Source organism: Methylobacter tundripaludum SV96, from assembly GCF_000190755.2.
GTDB lineage: Bacteria > Pseudomonadota > Gammaproteobacteria > Methylococcales > Methylomonadaceae > Methylobacter_A > Methylobacter_A tundripaludum.
Genome location: NZ_JH109153.1, coordinates 1,060,878 through 1,081,218 on the forward strand (window position 1 = coordinate 1,060,878; position 20,341 = coordinate 1,081,218).

Here is a 20,341-nt window from a genome sequence, read left to right on the forward strand (position 1 = left end):
ATCAATTGAAGCCGTCATCTGTTGATGTTCTCCGTGGAACCGGTGCGCATAATTGATTACCTCATGCGCACCCCTTAACCGCCTTATTGGTCAAACGATTGCACATCGCCCGGTTTCCGAAGCATTTTATTCACCTCGTCCAGATGCAGTTCTTCCCCGACAATCATCTCTCTCGCATACTCCTCCAACAATACTGAAACGCCCTCGGAGGCTTTCAGCAGGTCAAAATAGGCGGCTATCGCTGTTTTCTCGTGCTCCAGGCTTTCTCTTAGAATATCGCCAATATCGTGTTTGGCTGTTTCCAATAAAGGGCCGATCTTGAGAGAAGGATGTCCTCCCAATAAGGTCACCAGCTCGCCCGCTTTATGCGCATGAGCAAGGCTCTCGTCAGCATTGCCCTTCAGCCAGGAAACAATGGGAATGCGGTTATAGCCGTAAACCATCAGCGAGTAATGCGTGTAGCGCACAACCCCCGCCAGTTCAAGCTCCATAATTTTGTTAAGAATATCTACAGCCCGTTGTTTTTGTTGATCGTTCATGTCGATGCTCCTGTTGATTATAGAAAAATGTCACCTAACATTAAGCGACACCCATTCAGATGTTCATCAAAAATTCGGATAACGATGTAAGACACCGTCTCACCACCTAATTACTTGAAGTCCTAGACTATAGCAACAACAATTTTCCTCAAAATGAATTGATGAAAAAATGACCCAAAGCTTGAATCAAGCGCTACTCCACTTAAACGCGCTGTTTGGGGATACAATAAGCGCATAACCTGCCTATAACGCGATGCCCACACTGGAGATTTCTCGATGAACTATACAAACATGCTGGCTGTGGCGTTCGCCGAAGCGCAAGCCGGTTTTGATGAAGGCGGCGTACCGGTCGGCGCGGCGCTGTTCGACGCGCATGGCAACCTGCTCGGACGCGGCCGCAATCGCCGGGTACAAGACAACGATCCTTCCATCCACGGCGAAACCGATGCCTTTCGTAAAGCCGGCCGCCAAACCAACTATCGCGACAAGATTTTGGTAACGACACTGGCGCCCTGCTGGTATTGCTCGGGTTTGATCCGGCAATTCAATATCGGCACGGTGGTAGTCGGTGAATCGGTCAACTTCGAAGGCCACCTGGATTGGCTCAAGGATGCCGGAGTACACATTGTTGAAATGAACGACGCCGATTGCATTGCGCTGATGCGGCGCTTTATCGAACAATCGCCGCAAATCTGGTTTGAAGACATCGGCGAATGCGCTTGCACTTAACAGCCGCAGACACCTTTCCAAGCCAAAATGCTTGCTGAATCCGCCTGTCTGAATATGCGGCGACCCAATCTAACGATATGCCCCATGGCGGTTTTTCAGTTATAATCCCCCACTTTTTATTGCCCAAGAGCGTTAATCCGTGTCCAGCATAAACAACGACTTATCTACTTTTCAGGGACTCATCCTGGCCTTACAGAAATACTGGTCAGATCAAGGCTGTATTTTATTGCAGCCGTTGGATCAAGAAGTTGGCGCGGGGACGTTTCATCCCGCCACATTTTTACGCGCCATAGGCCCCGAGCCTTGGAACGCGGCTTATGTGCAACCGTCGCGCAGGCCGACCGACGGCCGCTTCGGCGAAAACCCCAACCGCTTGCAGCATTACTACCAGTTTCAGGTGGTGTTAAAACCGTCGCCGGACAATATTCAGGAATTGTATCTGGGTTCGTTACGCCATTTGGGCCTGGATTTGCTCGAACACGATGTGCGCTTTGTCGAAGACAATTGGGAATCACCGACGCTGGGCGCATGGGGCTTGGGCTGGGAAGTCTGGTTAAACGGCATGGAAGTGACCCAGTTCACCTATTTCCAGCAAGTCGGCGGCCTCGAATGCAGGCCGATCACCGGCGAAATCACTTACGGCCTGGAGCGCATCGCGATGTACTTGCAGGGCGTTAAAAGCGTTTACGATCTGGTCTGGACCAAAGGCCCCTTCGGCACCGTCACTTACGGCGACGTGTTCCATCAAAATGAAGTGGAAATGTCCGCTTACAACTTCGAACACGCCAACGTCGAGTTCATGTTCGAGTGTTTCAACACCTACGAGCAGGAATGCACCAAGCTGATCGAATTGAACTTGCCGTTACCGGCCTATGAAATGGTGCTGAAAGCCTCGCATGCCTTTAACCTGCTGGATGCGCGTCACGCCATTTCGGTTACCGAGCGCCAACGGTATTTGTTACGGGTCAGGAATTTGGCCAAATCCGTTGCCGAAGTTTATTACCAACGCAGGGAATCGCTGGGGTTTCCGATGTGTCAGAATCCGGCCGAGTAATCCATGTCCACATTCTTCAATTCGGTACATATTACCAATTTCAAATCGCTTAAAGATGTCACTTTAAGCGATTGCAGACGTATTAATTTACTGATTGGTAAGCCGAATGTTGGAAAATCGAATATTCTTGAGGCGCTTGGATTGTTCGGCGTCGGCTATAGCCGACTTAATAAAAATAAAAAACTGACGCAATTCGTCAGATTCAATAATATTCGGGAATTATTCTTTGATGGCGACACCACTCAACCGATTGTTATTGAACTGAATAATAATGATCGTGGTAGTAATGTTCCTAGCTGTAGAGTTGATTATCAAGCTTCAAAGCAGAGAGATCTCTTTGGCTCATTTGTACTTAATAACGAGCAACTATTAATTACATTGCTTTTTAGTGATGGTAAACACTCCAAACTAACCGTAAATAGTAAATTAAATATTGATATTACTGAGTTAGGCGGATTATATGATATTAAGCAGTATAAATTTATTCATAACTCAGCATTGGAAAATTTAAATATACCGTATCTTATTCCACCATTTGGCACAAATTTACTTAATGTTATTCAAGAATATAAACAATTACAAAAAGAACTGCGCGATATTTTTTCTGAATATAACTTAAAGTTGGTTATTGATACTGGAAATCACGAGTTAAGGATACAGAAAGAAATAAAAGATGGCCTCGTATTTTCACTTCCTTATGATTCGATAGCCGACACCCTACAAAGAATAATATTTTTTAAAGCCGCCATTGCTTCTAATGAAGATTCGATTTTATTGTTTGAAGAACCTGAAGCACATTGTTTTCCACCTTACATTACGCATATAGCAAAAGAAATCATCAGCTCAGAAACTAATCAGTTTTTTATCGCTACACACAGCCCTTATATTCTTGATACCTTCTTGGAAAATAGGCGTGATGATTTAGCGATTTTCATGGCTGATTTCAAGGATGGACAGACTGTTATTAAAAGGCTGACTGATGGTGAATTAAATGATGTTTATGAATATGGATTAGACCTTTTCTTTAATTCTGAGCTATTTACGGATGAGCTTTAATATCAATTACCGTATTATTCCAGAATGTTATATCGATACTAACCTGGTTGAAACAATTACTCCTCCTGAAAGATTCGGTAGCACACGTGGCTATAATCACCAACGTAGTTGTAATAAAGTTATTGGAGTAATGAAAGACAAATTGAATGATGATTTTTCCGTAGGTATTTTGGATTACGATAAAAGACCTTTATCTCATACTTATAAATTTGTATTACTTACTGAAAAGCACTGTTTAAAGCTATATAAGCATTCTGAAAAAAATCATTATTTGATATTTCATCCGCCAATCGAACAATGGATTCTTGATGAGGCAAAACGAGTAGGTATTTCTTTAGATGACCCTGCATATGATCTTCCAATAACACTTAAAGAGCTCATGGATGAGACCAAACATGAGTACAGTAAAAATGATCAAAGATTTAAACGTTTGTTTCGCGCTTTAATAAAACAAGATGCAATCGGTATCAATTTATTGGCTAATTGGACAAGGTATTTAAAAGAACATCCTTATAATGCTGATAAACACGAATTAATAAACTTATAACGACATATAAAGGCAACTTATCGTGACCGCACAACACTTACTTTTCGAACTGGGTTCGGAAGAACTGCCTCCTAAGACTTTGCTAAAACTGAGCAACGCCTTATTGAACAACATTACCCAGGGGCTTAACGCCGCCGAATTAACTTTTACCGGCAGCAAAGCCTACGCCACCCCCAGACGTCTGGCCGTATTCATTGAAAACTTGGCAACAGCACAACCGGATAAAACCGTCGAAAAACGCGGCCCGGCAATACAAGCGGCTTTCGCACCGGACGGATCGCCCAGCAAAGCCGCCTTGGGTTTTGCGGTCAGTTGCGGCACCAGTTTCGATCAACTGGAACGCCTGAAAACCGACAAAGGCGAATGGCTCAGCTTTACTCAAGCCGTCAAAGGCCAAGCGACTGAAAACCTGATTCCCGACATTATCCGTCAAAGCATCGCCGGATTGCCGATTGCCAAGCGTATGCGCTGGGGCAGTTTCACTACCGAGTTCGTCAGGCCGGTACATTGGGCTGTTTTGCTTTACGGCGATAGCGTCATCGACACGGAAATCCTGGGCCTCAAAACCGGTGCGGCAACTCAGGGACACCGCTTCCACGCACCGCAAAAAATCACCCTGACCAAGCCGGAAGACTACGCTGATGTGTTGTATAAACAAGGCCGCGTCATCGCCGATCTTGAACAAAGAAAAACGCTGATCCGTGACGCGGCGCAAAAAGCCGCCGCCGCAGTACACGGTCAGGCGCATATCGAAGACGATTTGCTGGAAGAGATTGCCGCCCTGAACGAATGGCCGGTGCCGATTACCGGAACTTTCGACCCGCGTTTCCTGGAGCTGCCGCCGGAAGTATTGATCACCACGATGCAGACCAACCAGAAATACTTTCCGGTTAAAAATGCCGACGGCGGTTTGCTGGCGAACTTCATCACTTTCAGCAATATCGAAAGCACCAATCCCAAGTCCATCCAACAGGGTAATGAGCGCGTGGTAACCCCGCGTCTTTCCGATGCGGAATTTTTCTGGAATCAGGATCGGAAAAAAACGTTGGAAGATCGCGTGGAAAGCTTGTCCAGCGTGGTTTTTCAGGAAAATCTGGGCACGGTTTTCGCCAAAACCAAACGGGTGCAAAATCTCGCGAAATTTATTGCCGGACACCTGAACGCCAATATTGAACTGGCCGAACGTGCCGCGTTATTAGCCAAAACCGACCTGATGACCGAAATGGTCGGCGAATTCGGCAACCTGCAAGGCATTATGGGACGCTACTATGCGCTGGCGGACAACGAACCGGAAGAGGTCGCACTGGCGATTGAGGAACAGTATTTCCCCAAACAATCCGGTAGCCCGACTGCGGACAGCACAACGGGGCAAGTCCTTGCTATCGCGGAAAAAATAGACACGCTGGTCGGCATTTTTGCCGTCGGCTTGATCCCTACCGGCGACAAAGACCCTTATGCATTGCGCCGCGCCGCATTAGGCATTCTCCGAACCATCATAGAGAATAAACTCAACATCAATATCATTGAGCTGACGGAATTCGCCGGCGCTCAGATTAAAACAACTTCCGATCAATCGGGAACATCCGACCGGGTTATCGATTTTATTTTCGACCGATTGAAAGGCTATTGTCTTGATCAGGGCTACACTGCCGATGAATTCGATGCAGTCATCACCGTAACTCCCGCCGAACCGCTGGATTTTATGCAACGTTTGCAGGCGGTTAAAGCCTTCAGGCAGTTGCCCGAAGCCGAAAGTCTGGCGGCGGCGAATAAACGCATCCGCAACATCCTGAAAAAATCGGAGTCGCAACCGGCCGCCAGCGTCGGCGCATTGCTTGAGCCGCAAGAAAAGCAGCTGTTGCAAGCCGCACTGCAATCCGCCGATGACATTCAACCGTTGCTGGCGCAGCGCAATTACCAGGCGACGCTTAACCGTTTGGCGGGTTTACGCAATGACGTCGATGCCTTTTTCGATCATGTGATGGTGATGACCGATGATCTTGACTTGCGCGCCAACCGGCTGGCATTGCTCAACCTGTTGTCCGAGCAGTTCTTAACCTGCGCCGACATCTCCAAATTGCAATCGTAAATGAACATGCCACAGGGTTCATCGTTCCCACGCTCCAGCGTGGGAACACAATCAGCGCCGCGCCAGCGGCGCGGGAACGCACTATAATCCATGCCCGAAAACCGCTACGTATTGCTGGATCGTGATGGCGTCATTAACCATGATTCGGATGACTTCATAAAATCCCCGGAACAATGGCTGCCGATTGAAGGCAGCCTTGAGGCGATTGCCCTGCTCAACGAACATGGCTATAAAGTCGTGGTGGTCACCAATCAGTCCGGCGTAGCCCGCGGCTTACTCGATGCCGCCACGCTGGAAAAAATCCATGCAAAAATGCAGCGCATGGCCGAAGAGAAAGGCGGAAAAATCGACGCCGTCTATTTTTGCCCGCACGGCCCGGACGACAACTGCAACTGCCGCAAACCCAAGCCGGGCTTGCTTGAAGCCTTTGCAGCCGACCACCATGTCAGCCTGAGCGGCATGGCGGTTATCGGCGATTCGCTCCGCGACCTCCAGGCAGCGCAGGCCGTCGGTGCAAGCCCGATACTGGTCAAAACCGGTAAAGGCCGAAAAACCCTAACTGAAAATCCTAATCTCGATATTCCTGTTTTTGAGAACTTATATGACGCAGCAAAACACCTCACATCAAGACTCCAGACCTAAAAACTATATAGGCTCGGCCCTGTTATTTTTGGGTATTTTCTCTACCGCTACCATCGTAGGAATATTGCTTATTCTAGGCATGCTGACGACCTTTAAAATACGCTGGAAAATCGGTCATGCCTGGTGCGCTATTATCGGCTGGATAACCAAAGTGACCTGCGGCCTCACCTATGAAGTGGAAGGACTGGAAACCATCGATCCGCAACGGCCTGCCATTATTTTGAGCAATCATCAGTCTGCGTGGGAAACGCTGGCGTTAAGATATATTCTGCCGCCTCATTCAGTCGTCATAAAACGTGAACTGCTTTATCTCCCGATTTGGGGATGGTCGCTGCTCACCCTGAAATCCATCGTCATCAACCGGAAAAATCAACGCGCCTCATTACGTTCATTGCTCGAACAAGGCACTAAATATTTAAACCAGGGCTTATGGGTGCTGATTTTTCCTGAAGGCACTCGCGCAGGAGCCAGGGAAGTATTGAAGTTCAATATCGGCGGCGCGATGTTGGCGCATAAAACCGGCTACCCCGTCATTCCGGTCGCACATAATGCCGGTGATTTTTGGCCGCGCTATAGTTTTTTAAAATATCCCGGCGTTATCAAGCTGAAAATCGGCCCGGTCATAGAGACCAAGGGACGCAAAGCCGCCGACATCAATGCCGAAGCGGAGGCTTGGATAACGCAGGCAATGAAGGAGATGGATTGATTCAGGCGAAAGACAAAGGGCAAAGGGCAAAAAGAAGAGCGCCCCCTTTGCCTTTCGCCTTTCGCCTTGCGCCTGATGTATAATGCCGCACGGCGCATTTTCAATTTAATAACGGTAATATACTCACATGAAAAAACTACTGCTCATTTCCCTGTCCGCATTATTACTCTCCGGTTGCGCAGATAAAAAACAATATGAAGAGACTGTGTTGGAGCAAATGCAGCTGGAAAAAGACATTAAGGACTACAAACTGTCCCCCGAGCGCATGGCTAAATGCGTCGTCGATACGACCTCGGGCAAAATGCCCGGCATTTTTGCTCTCGACCCCAAGCGCTTGACCGCTTACCGTAACTATACAAAAATGTTGACGCTGTCCTCGTCTAAAGACCCTAAAAAGACCCTTGAAGAATTACGCGCTGATTTCGGTTCGGCACAAGATCTTGCAGAAGCTCACTCCAACTATACCGAAAGCCAGATGGATTGCTTGGCCGCCCTGATCGGGGAATCGGAAGAACCCACAAAAGGTGAAAAATAACGTTTTTTTGAGTAACTTGATCAGAACTGCCCAATCAAGGGCGGCCCAACCGGTCGCCCTTGATGCCCCGCCTCACTCAGCTCCGCAACACCGCTTAAACTTCTTGCCGCTGCCACAGGAACACGGGGCATTTTTGCCCAGATTAGTCTGTAAACCTACCTTGCCGATGGATTTAACCAGCCCATCCAGATAAAACCAGCCGCCCGCGCGTTTGATAAATTGGCTGATCTCAGTCATGACGTACTCTTCGCCATCCTCCAAATAATACGCCTTAAACTCCACCACACCTTTAGCATCCTTGGCCCCGCCTTTTTTAGTGTTGCCGATTTCCAAGCGTTGCCAATCGACTTTTTCCTTGGAAAAATCGATCAATTCAGGCCGCACCGTGGCATCCCAGGTATCCTGCAAATAACCGGCATTATGCAAAGCATAAGCAGTAAAGCGCGAACGCATCAAAGCTTCGGCAGTTACGGGCTTTTTTTCGCCGGAATGAAATGGGCCGCAGCATTGAGCGTATTCAATGCCCGATCCGCAAAGGCAGAAGGTCGGTGTGTTCAAAAGAAGTTCCTTATTAAAATGTTGGCTTATTTTACATGGATCCGCATTCGATAGTAGGGTGAAACCTGACAGTTTGGGCTTCGATTGCCCGTCTAATTTCTGTTTATGAATAGGCTCCCGTTATAATGTTCCACCGGATGAACTGCATAACGCCCACGCTCCCACCGCCAATCCGTAACCTCATCAACTCAACTATCCGACAAGAAATTGATAAGTAAGCAAAATAAAAAACCTCATCCCGGCAGAAAATTCTGCGTTGCCCCGATGCTGGACTGGACTGATAGACACTGCCGTTATTTTCATCGGCTGATTTCACAACATGCTTTTTTGTATACCGAAATGGTGACGACCGGCGCCTTGATTCACGGCGACCACCACCGATTCCTGCAATTTAGCGCAGCCGAGCGCCCGGTTGCATTTCAGTTGGGCGGCAGCAACCCTCGTGAACTGGCTATCTGCGCCAAGATGATTGAAGATTACGGCTATGACGAGGTGAACTTGAATGTCGGCTGTCCCAGCGACCGAGTCCAGAACGGCCGCTTCGGCGCTTGCCTGATGGCGGAACCCGAACTGGTCGCCGAATGCGTTGCCGCAATGGCTCAGGCGGTTTCAATTCCGGTCACGGTTAAATCGAGAATCGGCATTGATGAGCGCGATTCTTATGAAGAGCTGGTGCATTTTGTATCGACGGTTGCCGATGCCGGTTGCGAAACTTTTATTATCCATGCAAGAAAGGCGTGGCTGAGCGGCTTGTCGCCCAAGCAAAACCGCGATGTTCCGCCGTTGCGCTACGATGTGGCCTATCAAATAAAACAGGACTTCCCGCAGCTGGAAATCATCCTGAACGGCGGCATCACCACCCTGGATCAGGCCGAAGCTGTTTTGGCCCATGTTGACGGCGTCATGGTAGGCCGGGAGGCTTATCACAACCCTTATCTGTTGGCCGAAGTGGATCGGCGGTTTTATGGCGAGTCCAAAGAACCCCGGTCACGGGAAATGATTATGGATTTGTTGATCCCCTATATTCAGCAGCAACTTGAACTTAACGATGGCGTTCGCTTAAACAACATCTCCCGGCATATCTTAGGCCTGTTTCATGGCGAGCCGGGTGCCAGAGGCTGGCGACGGCATCTTAGCGAAAATGCCTGCAAGCCCGGCGCGGACATCAAGGTGATTTTGGAAGCGCTGCCTACCCGGATCTAGGTAAAGAGCGAAGCTTTGCCTACAGGGATGTAGGCAAGGGGCGTGAGCTTCGACTGCATGGATGCAGGAGGTAGAGCAATGCAGGAGCAATTGCCGAGGAAGCGGAAGCTTTAAAATTCCCAACGCCATGCTGTATACTGACCAGCTATTTTTATAACTGGGATTGAAACAATGGAACAGCATTTTGCCAGCATTATTGAGGCAGTCGGTGAAGATTTAACTCGCGAAGGCCTGATCGATACGCCAAAACGCGCGGCCAAAGCTTTCAAATTTTTAAACAACGGCTATGAAAAAACCCTGGAAGAAGTGCTGAACGGCGCTATTTTTACCGCCGATACCGAAGACATGGTTATCGTGAAGGATATTGAACTGTATTCTTTATGCGAACACCATTTACTGCCGTTTATCGGCAAATGTCATGTCGGTTATTTGCCGAAAGGCAAGGTCATGGGCTTGTCCAAAGTGGCTCGTGTTATCGATATGTACGCACGCCGCCTACAAATCCAGGAAGTACTGACCAAACAGATAGCCGACGCGATTGAACTGGCAACCGGCGCCCGAGGCGTAGCGGTGGTTATTGAAGCCAAGCATTTGTGCATGATGATGCGCGGCGTTGAAAAGCAAAACTCGGTGATGACGACGTCAGTGATGACCGGGATTTTCCGTAAGGAAATCAGCACCCGTTCGGAATTCTTAAACCTGATCAACCGATAAGCCTGAAATGACCGCAAAAAAGACCGGCGTATTACTGGCAAATCTGGGCTCGCCCACCGCGCCGACCACATCGGCGGTCAGGCGGTTTCTTAAGGAGTTTCTTTGGGATCCGCGCGTGGTCAACCTGCCCAGACCGCTGTGGTGGGTGATACTGCATTTTTTCGTGCTGCCTTTTCGCCCCCGAAAATCGGCAAAGGCCTATCGCAAAGTATGGGATGAAAAAGGTTCGCCGTTAATCTTCCTGACCCTGCAATTAACCGAGCGGGTTGCCGAAAAGTTGCATGCCAAAGGCGTCACTACCCAGCATGTGATGCGCTATGGCGAACCTTCCATCGCCAAGCAGTTAAAAGCCTTCAAAACGGCGGGCATCGATAATTTAATCGTCCTGCCGTTGTACCCGCAATATTCCTCAACAACCACTGCATCGATCTATGACGATGTGATTAAAGAGCTGAATCAGTGGAGGCATCTACCCAACATTCACTTTATCAGCGATTATCACCAGCACAGTCACTATATTGCTGCGGTTGCCGAATCCATTGAGCAAAGCTGGCGGGAGCACGGCAAAAACGAGCTGTTATTGATGTCCTTTCACGGCTTGCCCGAACAACTCACTAAATGGGGCGACCCTTATTTTCATCAGTGCCACAAAACCGCCGCCTTGATTGCGGCAAAATTGGGCATCGATGAAAAACAATGGATGATTGTGTTCCAATCGCGTTTCGGCAAGGCGCAATGGCTGAAACCTTATTGCGTGGACACGTTAAAGGATCTTCCTGGGCAAGGCATTAAAAAGATAGATGTTGTTTGCCCAGGGTTTGCGGTGGACTGCCTGGAAACGCTGGAAGAAATAGCCATGGAAAACAAAGCTGTTTTTATGGCGTCCGGCGGCGTGGAGTATCGTTATATCGCGGCGCTGAATGACTCGGAAATCCATGTTGATGCTATAGTTAATCTGCTTGAGCAGAAGCTTTAATTTAAGACATTGCACCACGAACGACTGCATGGAAGCAGGAGGTAGAGCACCAACAGTAGGCGCTTTATGCGACGCATGGAGCAGTTGCCGAGACACGAAGAACACGAAGTTTTTATTGTGGCTTTTTTCTTCGTGCCCTTCGTGTCTTCGTGGTGAATTAGTCAATCTGCTTATATTTATTGATTGAATATACGTACTTTTGGTGTTGCAAACGACGGACAAAAAGGCTAATCAGATGAACCAAACACTATTAGAAAACTGGCAAGACAGCAGCTGGCCGACCATCAAATCCAGCAAAGCTCTGGGTACCGGCGATGGCGTTATTGACGAAAGAACCTTTAACACCATTGAAGTCGACAAACTGTTCGATGCCGTTAATCACGCATCAACGATTGCCGGGCAGGCGGCGCTCTACCGTTCTTTAGCCCAACCGCTGAATGAGCTGGATCAGATCAAAGCCAAACAGCAAGCCGTTGAAGAGCTGCGCAATAATCCGGCACTCAAAGAACAGCTGGAACAGATCGTACAGCAGGCTGTTCCCGATGAAAAAAACTTCTATTTGCTGTTGTTCGGCGAATTTCTGGGAACCTTCGGCACCGCCCGAGAAGAGCATGAAATTGAAGGCTACGGCTATCTGCAATATAAACGCGGCATCCGTTTTATGTTGGAACTGGTCGACCAAATTCAATCTACAGAGGCCCCGCAAAGCCACTATCTACAAGGTATTTTCGACAAGATAAAAGCCTTTGCAGAATCTCGGCCTTATTCGCTGATGCAAGGACCTGTTTACATCACTGAAAACAATATTCAGTGCAAAGAACAAAGAAAAGGCTTGATCTCACCTGCGATTATTTTCAAGCCCCGGCTATTCAAACCGCTGCTGATCAGCCTGTTTTTCGCAGCCGTCTGGGCGCTGGCGCATTTTTTCCCCACCGACATGTTCCAGGTTTCAACCGAGGCCATCCCGACTGCCACTATTTTCTTCGTACCTTTATTGCTGGCGTATTACCCCATTGTCGGCGGCTTTGACCGGGACAGCTGCATTATCCCGCTAAGAAATGAGTTCAAAAAATCCCCGGCGGTAGCCGAAACGTTGGATGCGCTGGGCCAGCTCGACGAATTGCTGTCGTTTATAAAATTTTCCGAGGCATTCGGCGGCAGTAAGGTGTTGCCTGAATTGGTTGACGCGCCGCATCACCGGATAAACCTGCAAGATGCCAGAAATCCTGTCCTAGGCAAGCAGAATCCTGATTATGTCGGCAACGACTTTGTTTTGGAAGACGACAAACTGGTGCTGGTCACCGGCCCCAACAGCGGCGGCAAGACGGCTTTTTGCAAAACCGTCACCCAAATCCAACTGCTCGCGCAAATCGGCTGCTTTGTTCCGGCCCAATCGGCAACCCTGACTGTCGCCGACCGGATTTTCTACCAAGCCCCCGAAATCAGCCATCTGGATGACGGCGAAGGCCGCTTCGGCACCGAACTGAAACGAACCAAAGACATTTTCCTGGCCGCAACCGCAAAAAGCCTGGTGGTGCTGGACGAATTATCCGAAGGCACGACTTTCGAAGAAAAAATGGAATCGTCTTCGAATGTGCTGGACGGCTTTTACCGGAAAGGCAACAGCACCATCTTAATCACCCACAACCATCAACTGGTCGATCATTTTGTCGCTCAGGGCATAGGCTTGCCCAGGCAGGTCGAGTTTGCCAATGACGCACCGACCTACAAACTGGTTGCAGGCATTTCCCGCGTCAGTCATGCCGATCGCGTGGCGAAAAAAATCGGTTTTTCCAAAGAAGATATAGACAACTATCTGGCAGATTCACAATGAAAATAGGCACCGCATTATCAAACAGCGCAACCAAAGCCCTGCTGCTCGGCAGCGGCGAGCTGGGCAAAGAACTGGCTATTGCCTTGCAACGCTACGGCGTGGAAGTGATTGCGGTCGATCGCTACCCGAACGCACCGGCGCAACATGTCGCGCATCGCAGCCATGTGGTCGACATGACCGACACGGCAGCGGTCAAAAAACTGATCGCACTGGAACAGCCGGATTTCATCATCCCGGAAATCGAAGCGATTGCGACCCAGGCGCTGCTCGACATTGAAGCGGAAAGTCAATGTACCGTGGTGCCCAATGCCAGGGCGATTCAACTGACCATGAACCGGGAAGGCATCAGAACCCTGGCCGCCGAGCAGCTTAAAATCCCCACCTCGGCCTATGCGTTTGCAGAAAATTTTGAGCAGTTGCAGGCGGCGGTTGACGGCGGCATCGGTTATCCGTGCTTTATCAAACCGACTATGTCATCATCCGGCAAAGGCCAGTCGATGGTTAAAAGCGCCGACCAACTTAAGGCCGCTTGGGATTACGCCAAATCCAGCGGCCGGGTGGATACCGGCAAGGTCATCGTTGAAGCAAAAATCGACTTTGATTTTGAAATCACCCTGCTGACGGTGCGCGCCCTGAATCAGCAAGGCGAAATCGAAACTCACTTTTGCGCACCGATAGGCCATGTACAGGAAAGCGGCGATTACCGCGAGAGCTGGCAACCGCAAGCCATGAGTGCCGCAGCCATCAAGGCGTCACAGGACATTGCGTTTAAAATAACCAATGAAATCGCCGGGCTCGGCCTGTTCGGCGTTGAACTGTTTATCAAGGGCGATGTCGTCTGGTTCAGCGAAGTCAGCCCCAGACCGCATGATACCGGCATGGTGACATTGGTCACCCAGAAACAAAACGAATTTGAATTGCACGCCAGAGCCATTTTAGGCTTACCCGTCGATACCGGCATGCAAAGCACAGGAGCCAGCGCCGTCATATTGGGCGGCCTGGATGCACAAGGCGTGATTTACGAAGGGCTGGACAAGGCGCTTAGTGTGCCGACCAGCGAAGTCAGATTATTTGGCAAGCCTGAAGCATTTACCAACAGGCGCATGGGTGTTGCGTTAGCTACCGCTGAAACTGTCGATGAAGCCAGGAACAGAGCGGTCAAAGCCGCAACGATGATCGTTATTAAACCTGACCGATAGGTGACAATATGATGAGAATGCATGTCAGGCTATCCTGCCTGCCCTTCGGGTTAATGCAAAGCTGTCCCAGACAGATTTGTGCCGTTATCTTGACCACATTACTCATCTCGAACGAGGTGCAGGCCGACATCTATAAATTTATCGCGAATGACGGCCGCATCTATTATACCGACAAGCCTAAAAACAGCCTGTACAAACGCATCATCCGAACAAGGCCGATAAATTATGCCGCCGCCCTGCCCTATATGGGCACTAACAAAAAGAAATTCGCCGATCTTATTGCCGAGGCGGCCAACCGGCATCAGGTTGATGCCAGATTGCTACACGCCGTTATTCAGGCGGAATCCGCTTACGATGCCAACGCAATTTCCACAGCCGGAGCCGTCGGTTTAATGCAGCTAATGCCGGATACCGCAAGGCGCTACGGCGTTGTTAACCGGAATGATCCGGTCCAGAATATCGACGGCGGCACCCATTATTTGAAAGACTTGCTCAAGATGTTCGATTCGAATCTGGACTTGGCCGTTGCAGCGTATAACGCCGGTGAAAATGCGGTGATCCGGCACAACAACTCCATTCCGCCCTACCCCGAAACCCAAAATTACGTCAAAATAGTGAAGGCTTTGTATAACAGGCACTCTTGAGCTGGATCATAAGCTGTTGGGTAGCTCGCCAAGGAGCCAAGCATGATAAACGCAAGCAACACCGTCGACTTAAGTCGTTTCACGAATGCGCAAGAAAGCATCTATGCCAGCGTCCTCGCAGAGTTAAGAAACGGCCGGAAACGCACTCACTGGATGTGGTACATATTCCCGCAAATTGATGGCCTGGGGCACAGTGCAACATCAAAACACTATGCCATTAAGAGTATAGAAGAAGCTCGGCAATACCTGAATCATCCCGTTCTTGAACAAAGACTGCTGGAATGCGCCGAAGCGGTTTTTGCCATTGAAGGACGATCAATTTCAGAAATCTTCGGTTACCCTGATAATCTAAAGCTTAAATCTTCCATGACATTGTTTGCCTATGTGGCAGCTCCATGCTCCGTGTTTGCCCGTATCATTGATAAATATTTTAATGGCGAGCAGGACGCTTTGACGCTCCAATTATTAGAGAAACTTAAGGCGAAATGAGCCGGAGCCGGTTTTATATGTCCTGGATACGTGTAGGCGATGCAATTGCCTTTGAAATTGATCATACCAGTGTCCAGTCGCCGATCGACTCGGCCTTTACTGAAGCGCTACAAGACACCTTGAGCGAATGGAATTCTGCTGTGGATGACGAAGCGTATGCTAATCTTTGAAATGTTCGCTAGATCCCAAGCTCAAGCTCTCATTGTTATACATATCTTCGGCGGGTACTCAAATCTCCAGTTTGGGTACCCGCGCAAAGGCTGTCCAGGCGGTTGTTGAAAGCTGGAGTGCAGGCTTCGCCTGCAAGCGCAAGCAAAGCTTGCACTCCCGCTGCCGTCTTTAATATGTAACGATGGACATAGGCTTGCACCGGAGCAGAGACGGCTTGTGTATCCTTGCCAGAGTCCCACAGGCACTTGTGTATAAAGATGAGAGCCTCAAGCTTGGGAATTCGATTTGGACGCTCTAGCTTCGCCTTTGAGGTTCCCAATATGGAGATTGGAAACCAGCGCTAAGTCAGGCCTATTGAAGCGCCTGTTTTAAAGCCGCATTAAACCGGTCCGGCGCTTCCTGTGGGATAAAGTGGCCGACATTTTGCACAACAATGACTTTTTCCGCCGCTGACGGTTTGTTGGTTTGAGCGGCATTAATATGAATCAACGGGGACTTCAACCGACTCCTCTGCTTTTGATAATCGCCGGATACCCATTTAAAGATATTTGTTAATGCGCTGATACCGACTTCTGGAGGCGCTGAAGCCATATCGTCGGCGATATGTTGAACGATAACCGGGTCTGCGGTCGGCGCAAACATGCTCTTAACCATCTGATAGGTGGTTTTATAAAAATCGCTTTTAAACGGCGCAAGGACTTCGGCAATTTTATTTTCCGGCGGCCATTGAACCTTAGTCTCGAACGAATCCACGGCAACCAGCCCGGAAACACGTTCCGGCATCCGCAGTGCGGTTTCGATAATGACCGATCCGCCCATCGAATGCCCGACCAGAATTACTTTTTTTAAATCGAGACTGTCGATGACGTGCTCTACATCATCCGCAAAACCGGAAATCGTATACTCTTTCCTGCCCATTCCCGATTGACCGTGGCCCGCTAAATCGATAGCAACCACCCGATAGTCGGCGGCAAAGTAATCCATTTGCGCCTGCCAGTAACTGCTGTCGCAAGACCAGCAATGCACAAACACCAGCGCGGTATCGCCGTTGCCGCGCATCGTGAAGTGAATGGGTACGCCGTCCGCCGATTTGATATTGCTTTCAACAATCTGAGGCTGTTTTACCGGCAACTCCTGACAACCCGGCAAACAGACTGCGAATATCCATAAAGTTATTATTTTCAGGTAAAGTTTCATCATTTTTTCCTTGTTAATAAATCATTTAAGCCTTAGCCCGGCTGACCACATAAACGCCGATCAACACCAAAGCAGTCCCGGCCAGTTGCGCCGCCGTCAAGGTCTCGTTTAACAACAAGAAGGCCAGCGCCAACGTACCTATCGGCCCTATAGAGCTGATAATGGATGCCGAACCGGCGCCGATACGACTGATCCCGGCATTCATTAAAAACGCCGGAAGTACGGTGGAGAAAATCGCCATGATTAGCGCCAGCCAATAAACATTGGCCGGTAAATTCAATAGCTTGACGCCGTGCTGAATCACGAAATGCAGGCCGGTAGCCAGACAGGCGACGGTCATCGAATAGGCGGTAAAACGCGTCGAACCTATCCGTTTGACCATCATGCCACTACCCATCAGGAAAAAAGCAAAGGCGATGGCGCTAGCCAAGACCAATGCCGAACCTAACAACAATCCCGATGACGCCATTGCCGCCCTATTGTCGACAAACACCAGAATCATCCCCGCATAACTTAAAGCCAAGGCAAGTGCCTGATGCCGGTTAATGGCCCGGCGTTGTATCGCCGCCGTGAATAAAACCACGAAGGTCGGATAAAGAAACAAGATCAATCGCTCAAGACCTGCCGAGATATATTGCAGCCCTGCAAAATCAAGGTAGCTGGCAATGTAGTAGCCCAATATGCCCAAGCCGAAAATCATCAGCCAGTCCTGCCTGTTTAAGCGTTGTGCATCTTCCGCTTTTGTCGAATTATTGACTGGCCATAACGCAACCACCAGAAAAAAAGGTAATGAAATTGCCATGCGCAACACCATCAAGGTGATGACATCCAGTTGATGACTGTAGTCGTAAGCTAATTTGATCAGCACCGCTTTGGCTGAAAAGCCAAACGCGCCAAGTAAGACAAACAGGCAGCCGATAATAGCCTGACGATTGTTCGGCGGTATAACGGATTCGGGTTGATGCACAAACTTCTCCTTAAAATGGAAAAACTGCGAATCTTGCCGGAAAGACTACCAAAGCAACGGGGACAAGACCCGCAGTTGCTTTGCTAAAATGGGACTAATGAACCAAAAAGACAGCACTGCGGTGAAAGCTAATAATCTTTCGCAGCCATCGTTTGCTAATTTTCAGGGATGAGGTCATGTGGTTCATGGTTTGTATTCTATGAATACGTTTGTGCGTTGTCAATTTATGTGGGGTTTTCGAGCACTTGCTCGTAATACGAACGATGAGTAGGGCGTGCCACGCGCGCCTTCCCCCGATGCTGGAATAATCCTGCTATCCTTTGGCGCGCACGGCGCGCCCTACATGGGCATCGCTGGTTGTCCGTTATCAATTTGCGTTGCATGATAGAATCCTTTCACGTCCAGCCAACCAAGAACTCAAAACCATGAATCACATTGCCATAAAAATGCTGATGGGGGATCGCGGCAAATATCTCGGTATTGTCATGGGACTGACCTTTGCCTCATTGATCATGACCCAGCAACCGGCGATTTTTTTGGGGCTGATGTCGCGCTCTTACAGTTTCATATCGGATGTCGGTTTGCCCGATATTTGGGTGATGGACGAGAAAGTCCAGTTCGTCGATGACATTAAGCCCTTGCAGGACACCGAGCTTTACCGGGTGCGCGGCATTTCCGGCGTGGAGTGGGCGATGCCGATGTACAAGGGGCTTCTAAAAGCGCGACTTGCCGACGGCACTTTCCAAACCTGCAATGTTGTCGGCCTGGACGACGCCACCTTAATCGGAGGCCCGCCGGTCATGCTGGAAGGATCGATTGAAGATTTACGCCGCAGCGACGGCATTATCGTCGATATAGACGGTGCCAGGGATAAACTGGGCAAGCCCACACCCGGCGGCGAACGCATTCCGCTTAAAATTGGCGACAGCGTGGAGTTAAACGATCACCGCGCCATCGTTGTCGGCATCGCCAAGGTCACCCGCACCTTTCAGTCCCAACCCGTGGTCTATACCACTTATTCCCGCGCCAAGAACTACGCGCCCAAGGAGCGTAAGTTGTTGTCCTTCGTCCTGGTTAAAGCCAAGCAAGGACAAGACCTCGCCGAATTGACCCGACGCATCCGGGCAACTACCGGTTTGGCGGCTTATACGGGGGAAGCGTTTAAAACCCTCACTTATGAATATTTCATGCACAACACCGGCATCCCGATTAATTTCGGCATTTCCGTGTTATTGGGTTTTATCGTCGGAGCGGCCATCGCCGGCCAGACTTTCTACAACAGCACGCTGGAGAACCTGCGACAATTCGGCGTGCTGAAAGCGATGGGCACCAGCAACTGGGTTTTGCTGCGCATGATTTTGCTACAGGCGGTTTTAGTGGGTACCATCGGTTACGGGTTAGGCGTGGGCTTGACCGCATTGTTCGGCTATTCGATGCGCAATTCGATACTGGCGTTCAAGTTTCCGTGGCAACTGCTTATGTTTAGCGGTGCCGGAGTCAGCTTGATTTGTATCTTTGCGGCACTACTCAGCATCATTAAAGTGATTCGCTTGGAACCGGCTATTGTATTTAAAGGCTAACGCATGAATCCATCACCATTGGCGGTACGCTGCCAGAATGTAGTCAAGATTTACGATACCGGCGACCAAAAAGTGACCGCGCTGAACGGCGTCAATCTGGAGATCGCGATGGGCGAGTTGATGATGCTGGTCGGCCCCTCAGGCTGCGGAAAGACCACGTTGATTTCAGTCATCGCCGGTATTCTCGACCAGGATGACGGCTATTGTGAAGTATTCGGCGAGGACTTACTGAGCATGAGCAACCAGCGCAAACTGAATTTCAGGGCGCGCAACATCGGTTTCGTGTTTCAGGCCTTTAACCTGTTGCCTGCACTCACTGCGGCGGAAAACGTGTCGGTACCGCTGATCATCAACGGCATGAAACGCAGCGATGCCGAGCGCAAAGCCGTCGCTGTGCTGGAGCAGGTAGGCTTGGGCGCGAGAGTGACGGCTTTACCCTCGGAGCTTTCCGGCGGACAGCAGCAGCGTGTCGCCATTGCCCGAGCGCTGATTCATAGTCCGAGACTGATTGTTTGCGACGAGCCCACCAGCTCGCTGGACCATGAAACCGGACATAATGTGATGACCCTGCTCAAGGAAGTGGCCTTGCACAAAGACCGGGCGCTGGTCATCGTCACCCATGACGCCCGGATTTTCGACTTCGCCGACCGCATCGCCGAAATGGATGACGGGCATATTGTTGGGGTGAAAGGGGCAGGGCTAAAGGCTAAAGGCTAAAGGCTAAAGGCTAAAGGCTAAAGGCTAAAAATTATGCTGCAAAGCCTTTTCGTGGACAATAACCATTAAGTTCGTGCTCAGCAAAACAATCGAATCATAAACCTATCGTAACTACTCAGTATTCTCAAACACAATAGAACGCAGATGACGCGGATGAATATGATGAACACAGATAAAATCTTATTTAATCATAAT

General features: G+C 49.4%; 22 protein-coding genes. 18 read left to right on the forward strand and 4 right to left on the reverse strand.

The features are described from left to right. Positions 1-83: 83 nt before the first annotated feature. Entirely contained in the window at positions 84-539 is a 456-nt protein-coding gene (locus METTU_RS17465; protein ID WP_006893180.1) for a ferritin-like domain-containing protein, read from the reverse strand. Between the two features lie 276 nt (positions 540-815). Between METTU_RS17465 and METTU_RS17470 the strand changes: the two genes are divergently transcribed. The 8 genes from METTU_RS17470 to METTU_RS17505 all read left to right on the forward strand — a co-directional run bounded on the left by METTU_RS17470 (position 816) and on the right by METTU_RS17505 (position 7,897). Then, a complete protein-coding gene (locus METTU_RS17470) occupies positions 816-1,268 on the forward strand; it encodes a nucleoside deaminase (protein ID WP_006893181.1) in 453 nt (150 codons plus the stop codon). A 139-nt stretch (positions 1,269-1,407) separates the two neighbouring features. Next, a complete protein-coding gene (glyQ, locus tag METTU_RS17475; protein WP_006893182.1) occupies positions 1,408-2,322 on the forward strand; it encodes a glycine--tRNA ligase subunit alpha in 915 nt (304 codons plus the stop codon). Positions 2,323-2,325: 3 nt separating this feature from the next. After that, the gene (locus METTU_RS17480; RefSeq protein WP_006893183.1) at positions 2,326-3,378 is read left to right on the forward strand and encodes an AAA family ATPase; all 1,053 of its coding nucleotides are present in this window, start codon (positions 2,326-2,328) and stop codon (positions 3,376-3,378) included. Then, positions 3,368-3,925, forward strand: a complete 558-nt coding sequence (locus METTU_RS17485) for a hypothetical protein (protein WP_006893185.1) — start codon at positions 3,368-3,370, stop codon at positions 3,923-3,925. Before METTU_RS17480 ends, METTU_RS17485 begins: the two co-directional genes overlap by 11 nt. 19 nt (positions 3,926-3,944) lie before the next feature. Beyond that, positions 3,945-6,014 (forward strand): glycine--tRNA ligase subunit beta, encoded by a 2,070-nt coding sequence (glyS, locus tag METTU_RS17490; RefSeq protein WP_040580978.1) that lies wholly within the window; start codon positions 3,945-3,947, stop codon positions 6,012-6,014. 90 nt (positions 6,015-6,104) lie between these two features. Then, on the forward strand, positions 6,105-6,656 hold the full coding sequence (gene gmhB, locus METTU_RS17495; RefSeq protein ID WP_006893189.1) for a D-glycero-beta-D-manno-heptose 1,7-bisphosphate 7-phosphatase: 552 nt from the start codon (positions 6,105-6,107) through the stop codon (positions 6,654-6,656). After that, positions 6,616-7,362 (forward strand): lysophospholipid acyltransferase family protein, encoded by a 747-nt coding sequence (locus tag METTU_RS17500; RefSeq protein ID WP_006893191.1) that lies wholly within the window; start codon positions 6,616-6,618, stop codon positions 7,360-7,362. The genes gmhB and METTU_RS17500 overlap by 41 nt, the downstream gene beginning before the upstream one ends. A 127-nt stretch (positions 7,363-7,489) precedes the next feature. After that, positions 7,490-7,897: a hypothetical protein gene (locus tag METTU_RS17505; RefSeq protein WP_006893192.1), complete on the forward strand. Its 408-nt coding sequence runs from the start codon at positions 7,490-7,492 to the stop codon at positions 7,895-7,897. A gap of 72 nt (positions 7,898-7,969) precedes the next feature. Here the strand turns inward: METTU_RS17505 and METTU_RS17510 are convergent, their stop codons facing one another. Further along, entirely contained in the window at positions 7,970-8,455 is a 486-nt protein-coding gene (locus METTU_RS17510; protein ID WP_006893193.1) for a YchJ family protein, read from the reverse strand. Positions 8,456-8,662: 207 nt separating this feature from the next. Between METTU_RS17510 and dusA the strand changes: the two genes are divergently transcribed. The 8 genes from dusA (at position 8,663) to METTU_RS23785 (ending at position 15,684) form a co-directional block, all read left to right on the forward strand. Beyond that, on the forward strand, positions 8,663-9,658 hold the full coding sequence (gene dusA / locus METTU_RS17515) for a tRNA dihydrouridine(20/20a) synthase DusA (protein WP_006893194.1): 996 nt from the start codon (positions 8,663-8,665) through the stop codon (positions 9,656-9,658). A gap of 171 nt (positions 9,659-9,829) precedes the next feature. Beyond that, entirely contained in the window at positions 9,830-10,372 is a 543-nt protein-coding gene (folE, locus tag METTU_RS17520; RefSeq protein WP_006893195.1) for a GTP cyclohydrolase I FolE, read from the forward strand. Positions 10,373-10,379: 7 nt separating this feature from the next. Beyond that, a complete protein-coding gene (gene hemH, locus METTU_RS17525) occupies positions 10,380-11,348 on the forward strand; it encodes a ferrochelatase (RefSeq protein ID WP_006893196.1) in 969 nt (322 codons plus the stop codon). 235 nt (positions 11,349-11,583) lie between these two features. Further along, a complete protein-coding gene (locus tag METTU_RS17530) occupies positions 11,584-13,182 on the forward strand; it encodes a MutS-related protein (RefSeq protein ID WP_006893197.1) in 1,599 nt (532 codons plus the stop codon). Beyond that, on the forward strand, positions 13,179-14,381 hold the full coding sequence (gene purT / locus METTU_RS17535) for a formate-dependent phosphoribosylglycinamide formyltransferase (protein ID WP_006893198.1): 1,203 nt from the start codon (positions 13,179-13,181) through the stop codon (positions 14,379-14,381). Before METTU_RS17530 ends, purT begins: the two co-directional genes overlap by 4 nt. 8 nt (positions 14,382-14,389) lie before the next feature. Beyond that, positions 14,390-15,025: a lytic transglycosylase domain-containing protein gene (locus METTU_RS17540; protein ID WP_006893199.1), complete on the forward strand. Its 636-nt coding sequence runs from the start codon at positions 14,390-14,392 to the stop codon at positions 15,023-15,025. Between the two features lie 42 nt (positions 15,026-15,067). Further along, on the forward strand, positions 15,068-15,514 hold the full coding sequence (locus METTU_RS17545; RefSeq protein ID WP_006893200.1) for a DUF1810 domain-containing protein: 447 nt from the start codon (positions 15,068-15,070) through the stop codon (positions 15,512-15,514). Between the two features lie 17 nt (positions 15,515-15,531). Then, entirely contained in the window at positions 15,532-15,684 is a 153-nt protein-coding gene (locus tag METTU_RS23785; protein ID WP_006893202.1) for a hypothetical protein, read from the forward strand. 352 nt (positions 15,685-16,036) lie between these two features. Here METTU_RS23785 and METTU_RS17550 read toward each other — a convergent pair whose 3' ends face one another. Both METTU_RS17550 and METTU_RS17555 read right to left on the reverse strand, forming a co-directional pair. Beyond that, positions 16,037-16,885, reverse strand: coding sequence for an alpha/beta fold hydrolase (locus METTU_RS17550; RefSeq protein WP_081466946.1), 849 nt, complete (start codon positions 16,883-16,885; stop codon positions 16,037-16,039). Positions 16,886-16,907: 22 nt separating this feature from the next. Next, positions 16,908-17,849 (reverse strand): DMT family transporter, encoded by a 942-nt coding sequence (locus METTU_RS17555; RefSeq protein WP_006893207.1) that lies wholly within the window; start codon positions 17,847-17,849, stop codon positions 16,908-16,910. Positions 17,850-18,274: 425 nt separating this feature from the next. Between METTU_RS17555 and METTU_RS17560 the strand changes: the two genes are divergently transcribed. Together METTU_RS17560 and METTU_RS17565 are read left to right on the forward strand one after the other, a co-directional pair. Beyond that, positions 18,275-19,429, forward strand: coding sequence for an ABC transporter permease (locus tag METTU_RS17560; protein ID WP_006893208.1), 1,155 nt, complete (start codon positions 18,275-18,277; stop codon positions 19,427-19,429). Positions 19,430-19,432: 3 nt separating this feature from the next. Beyond that, a complete protein-coding gene (locus tag METTU_RS17565) occupies positions 19,433-20,146 on the forward strand; it encodes an ABC transporter ATP-binding protein (RefSeq protein WP_006893210.1) in 714 nt (237 codons plus the stop codon). Positions 20,147-20,341: the final 195 nt, after the last annotated feature.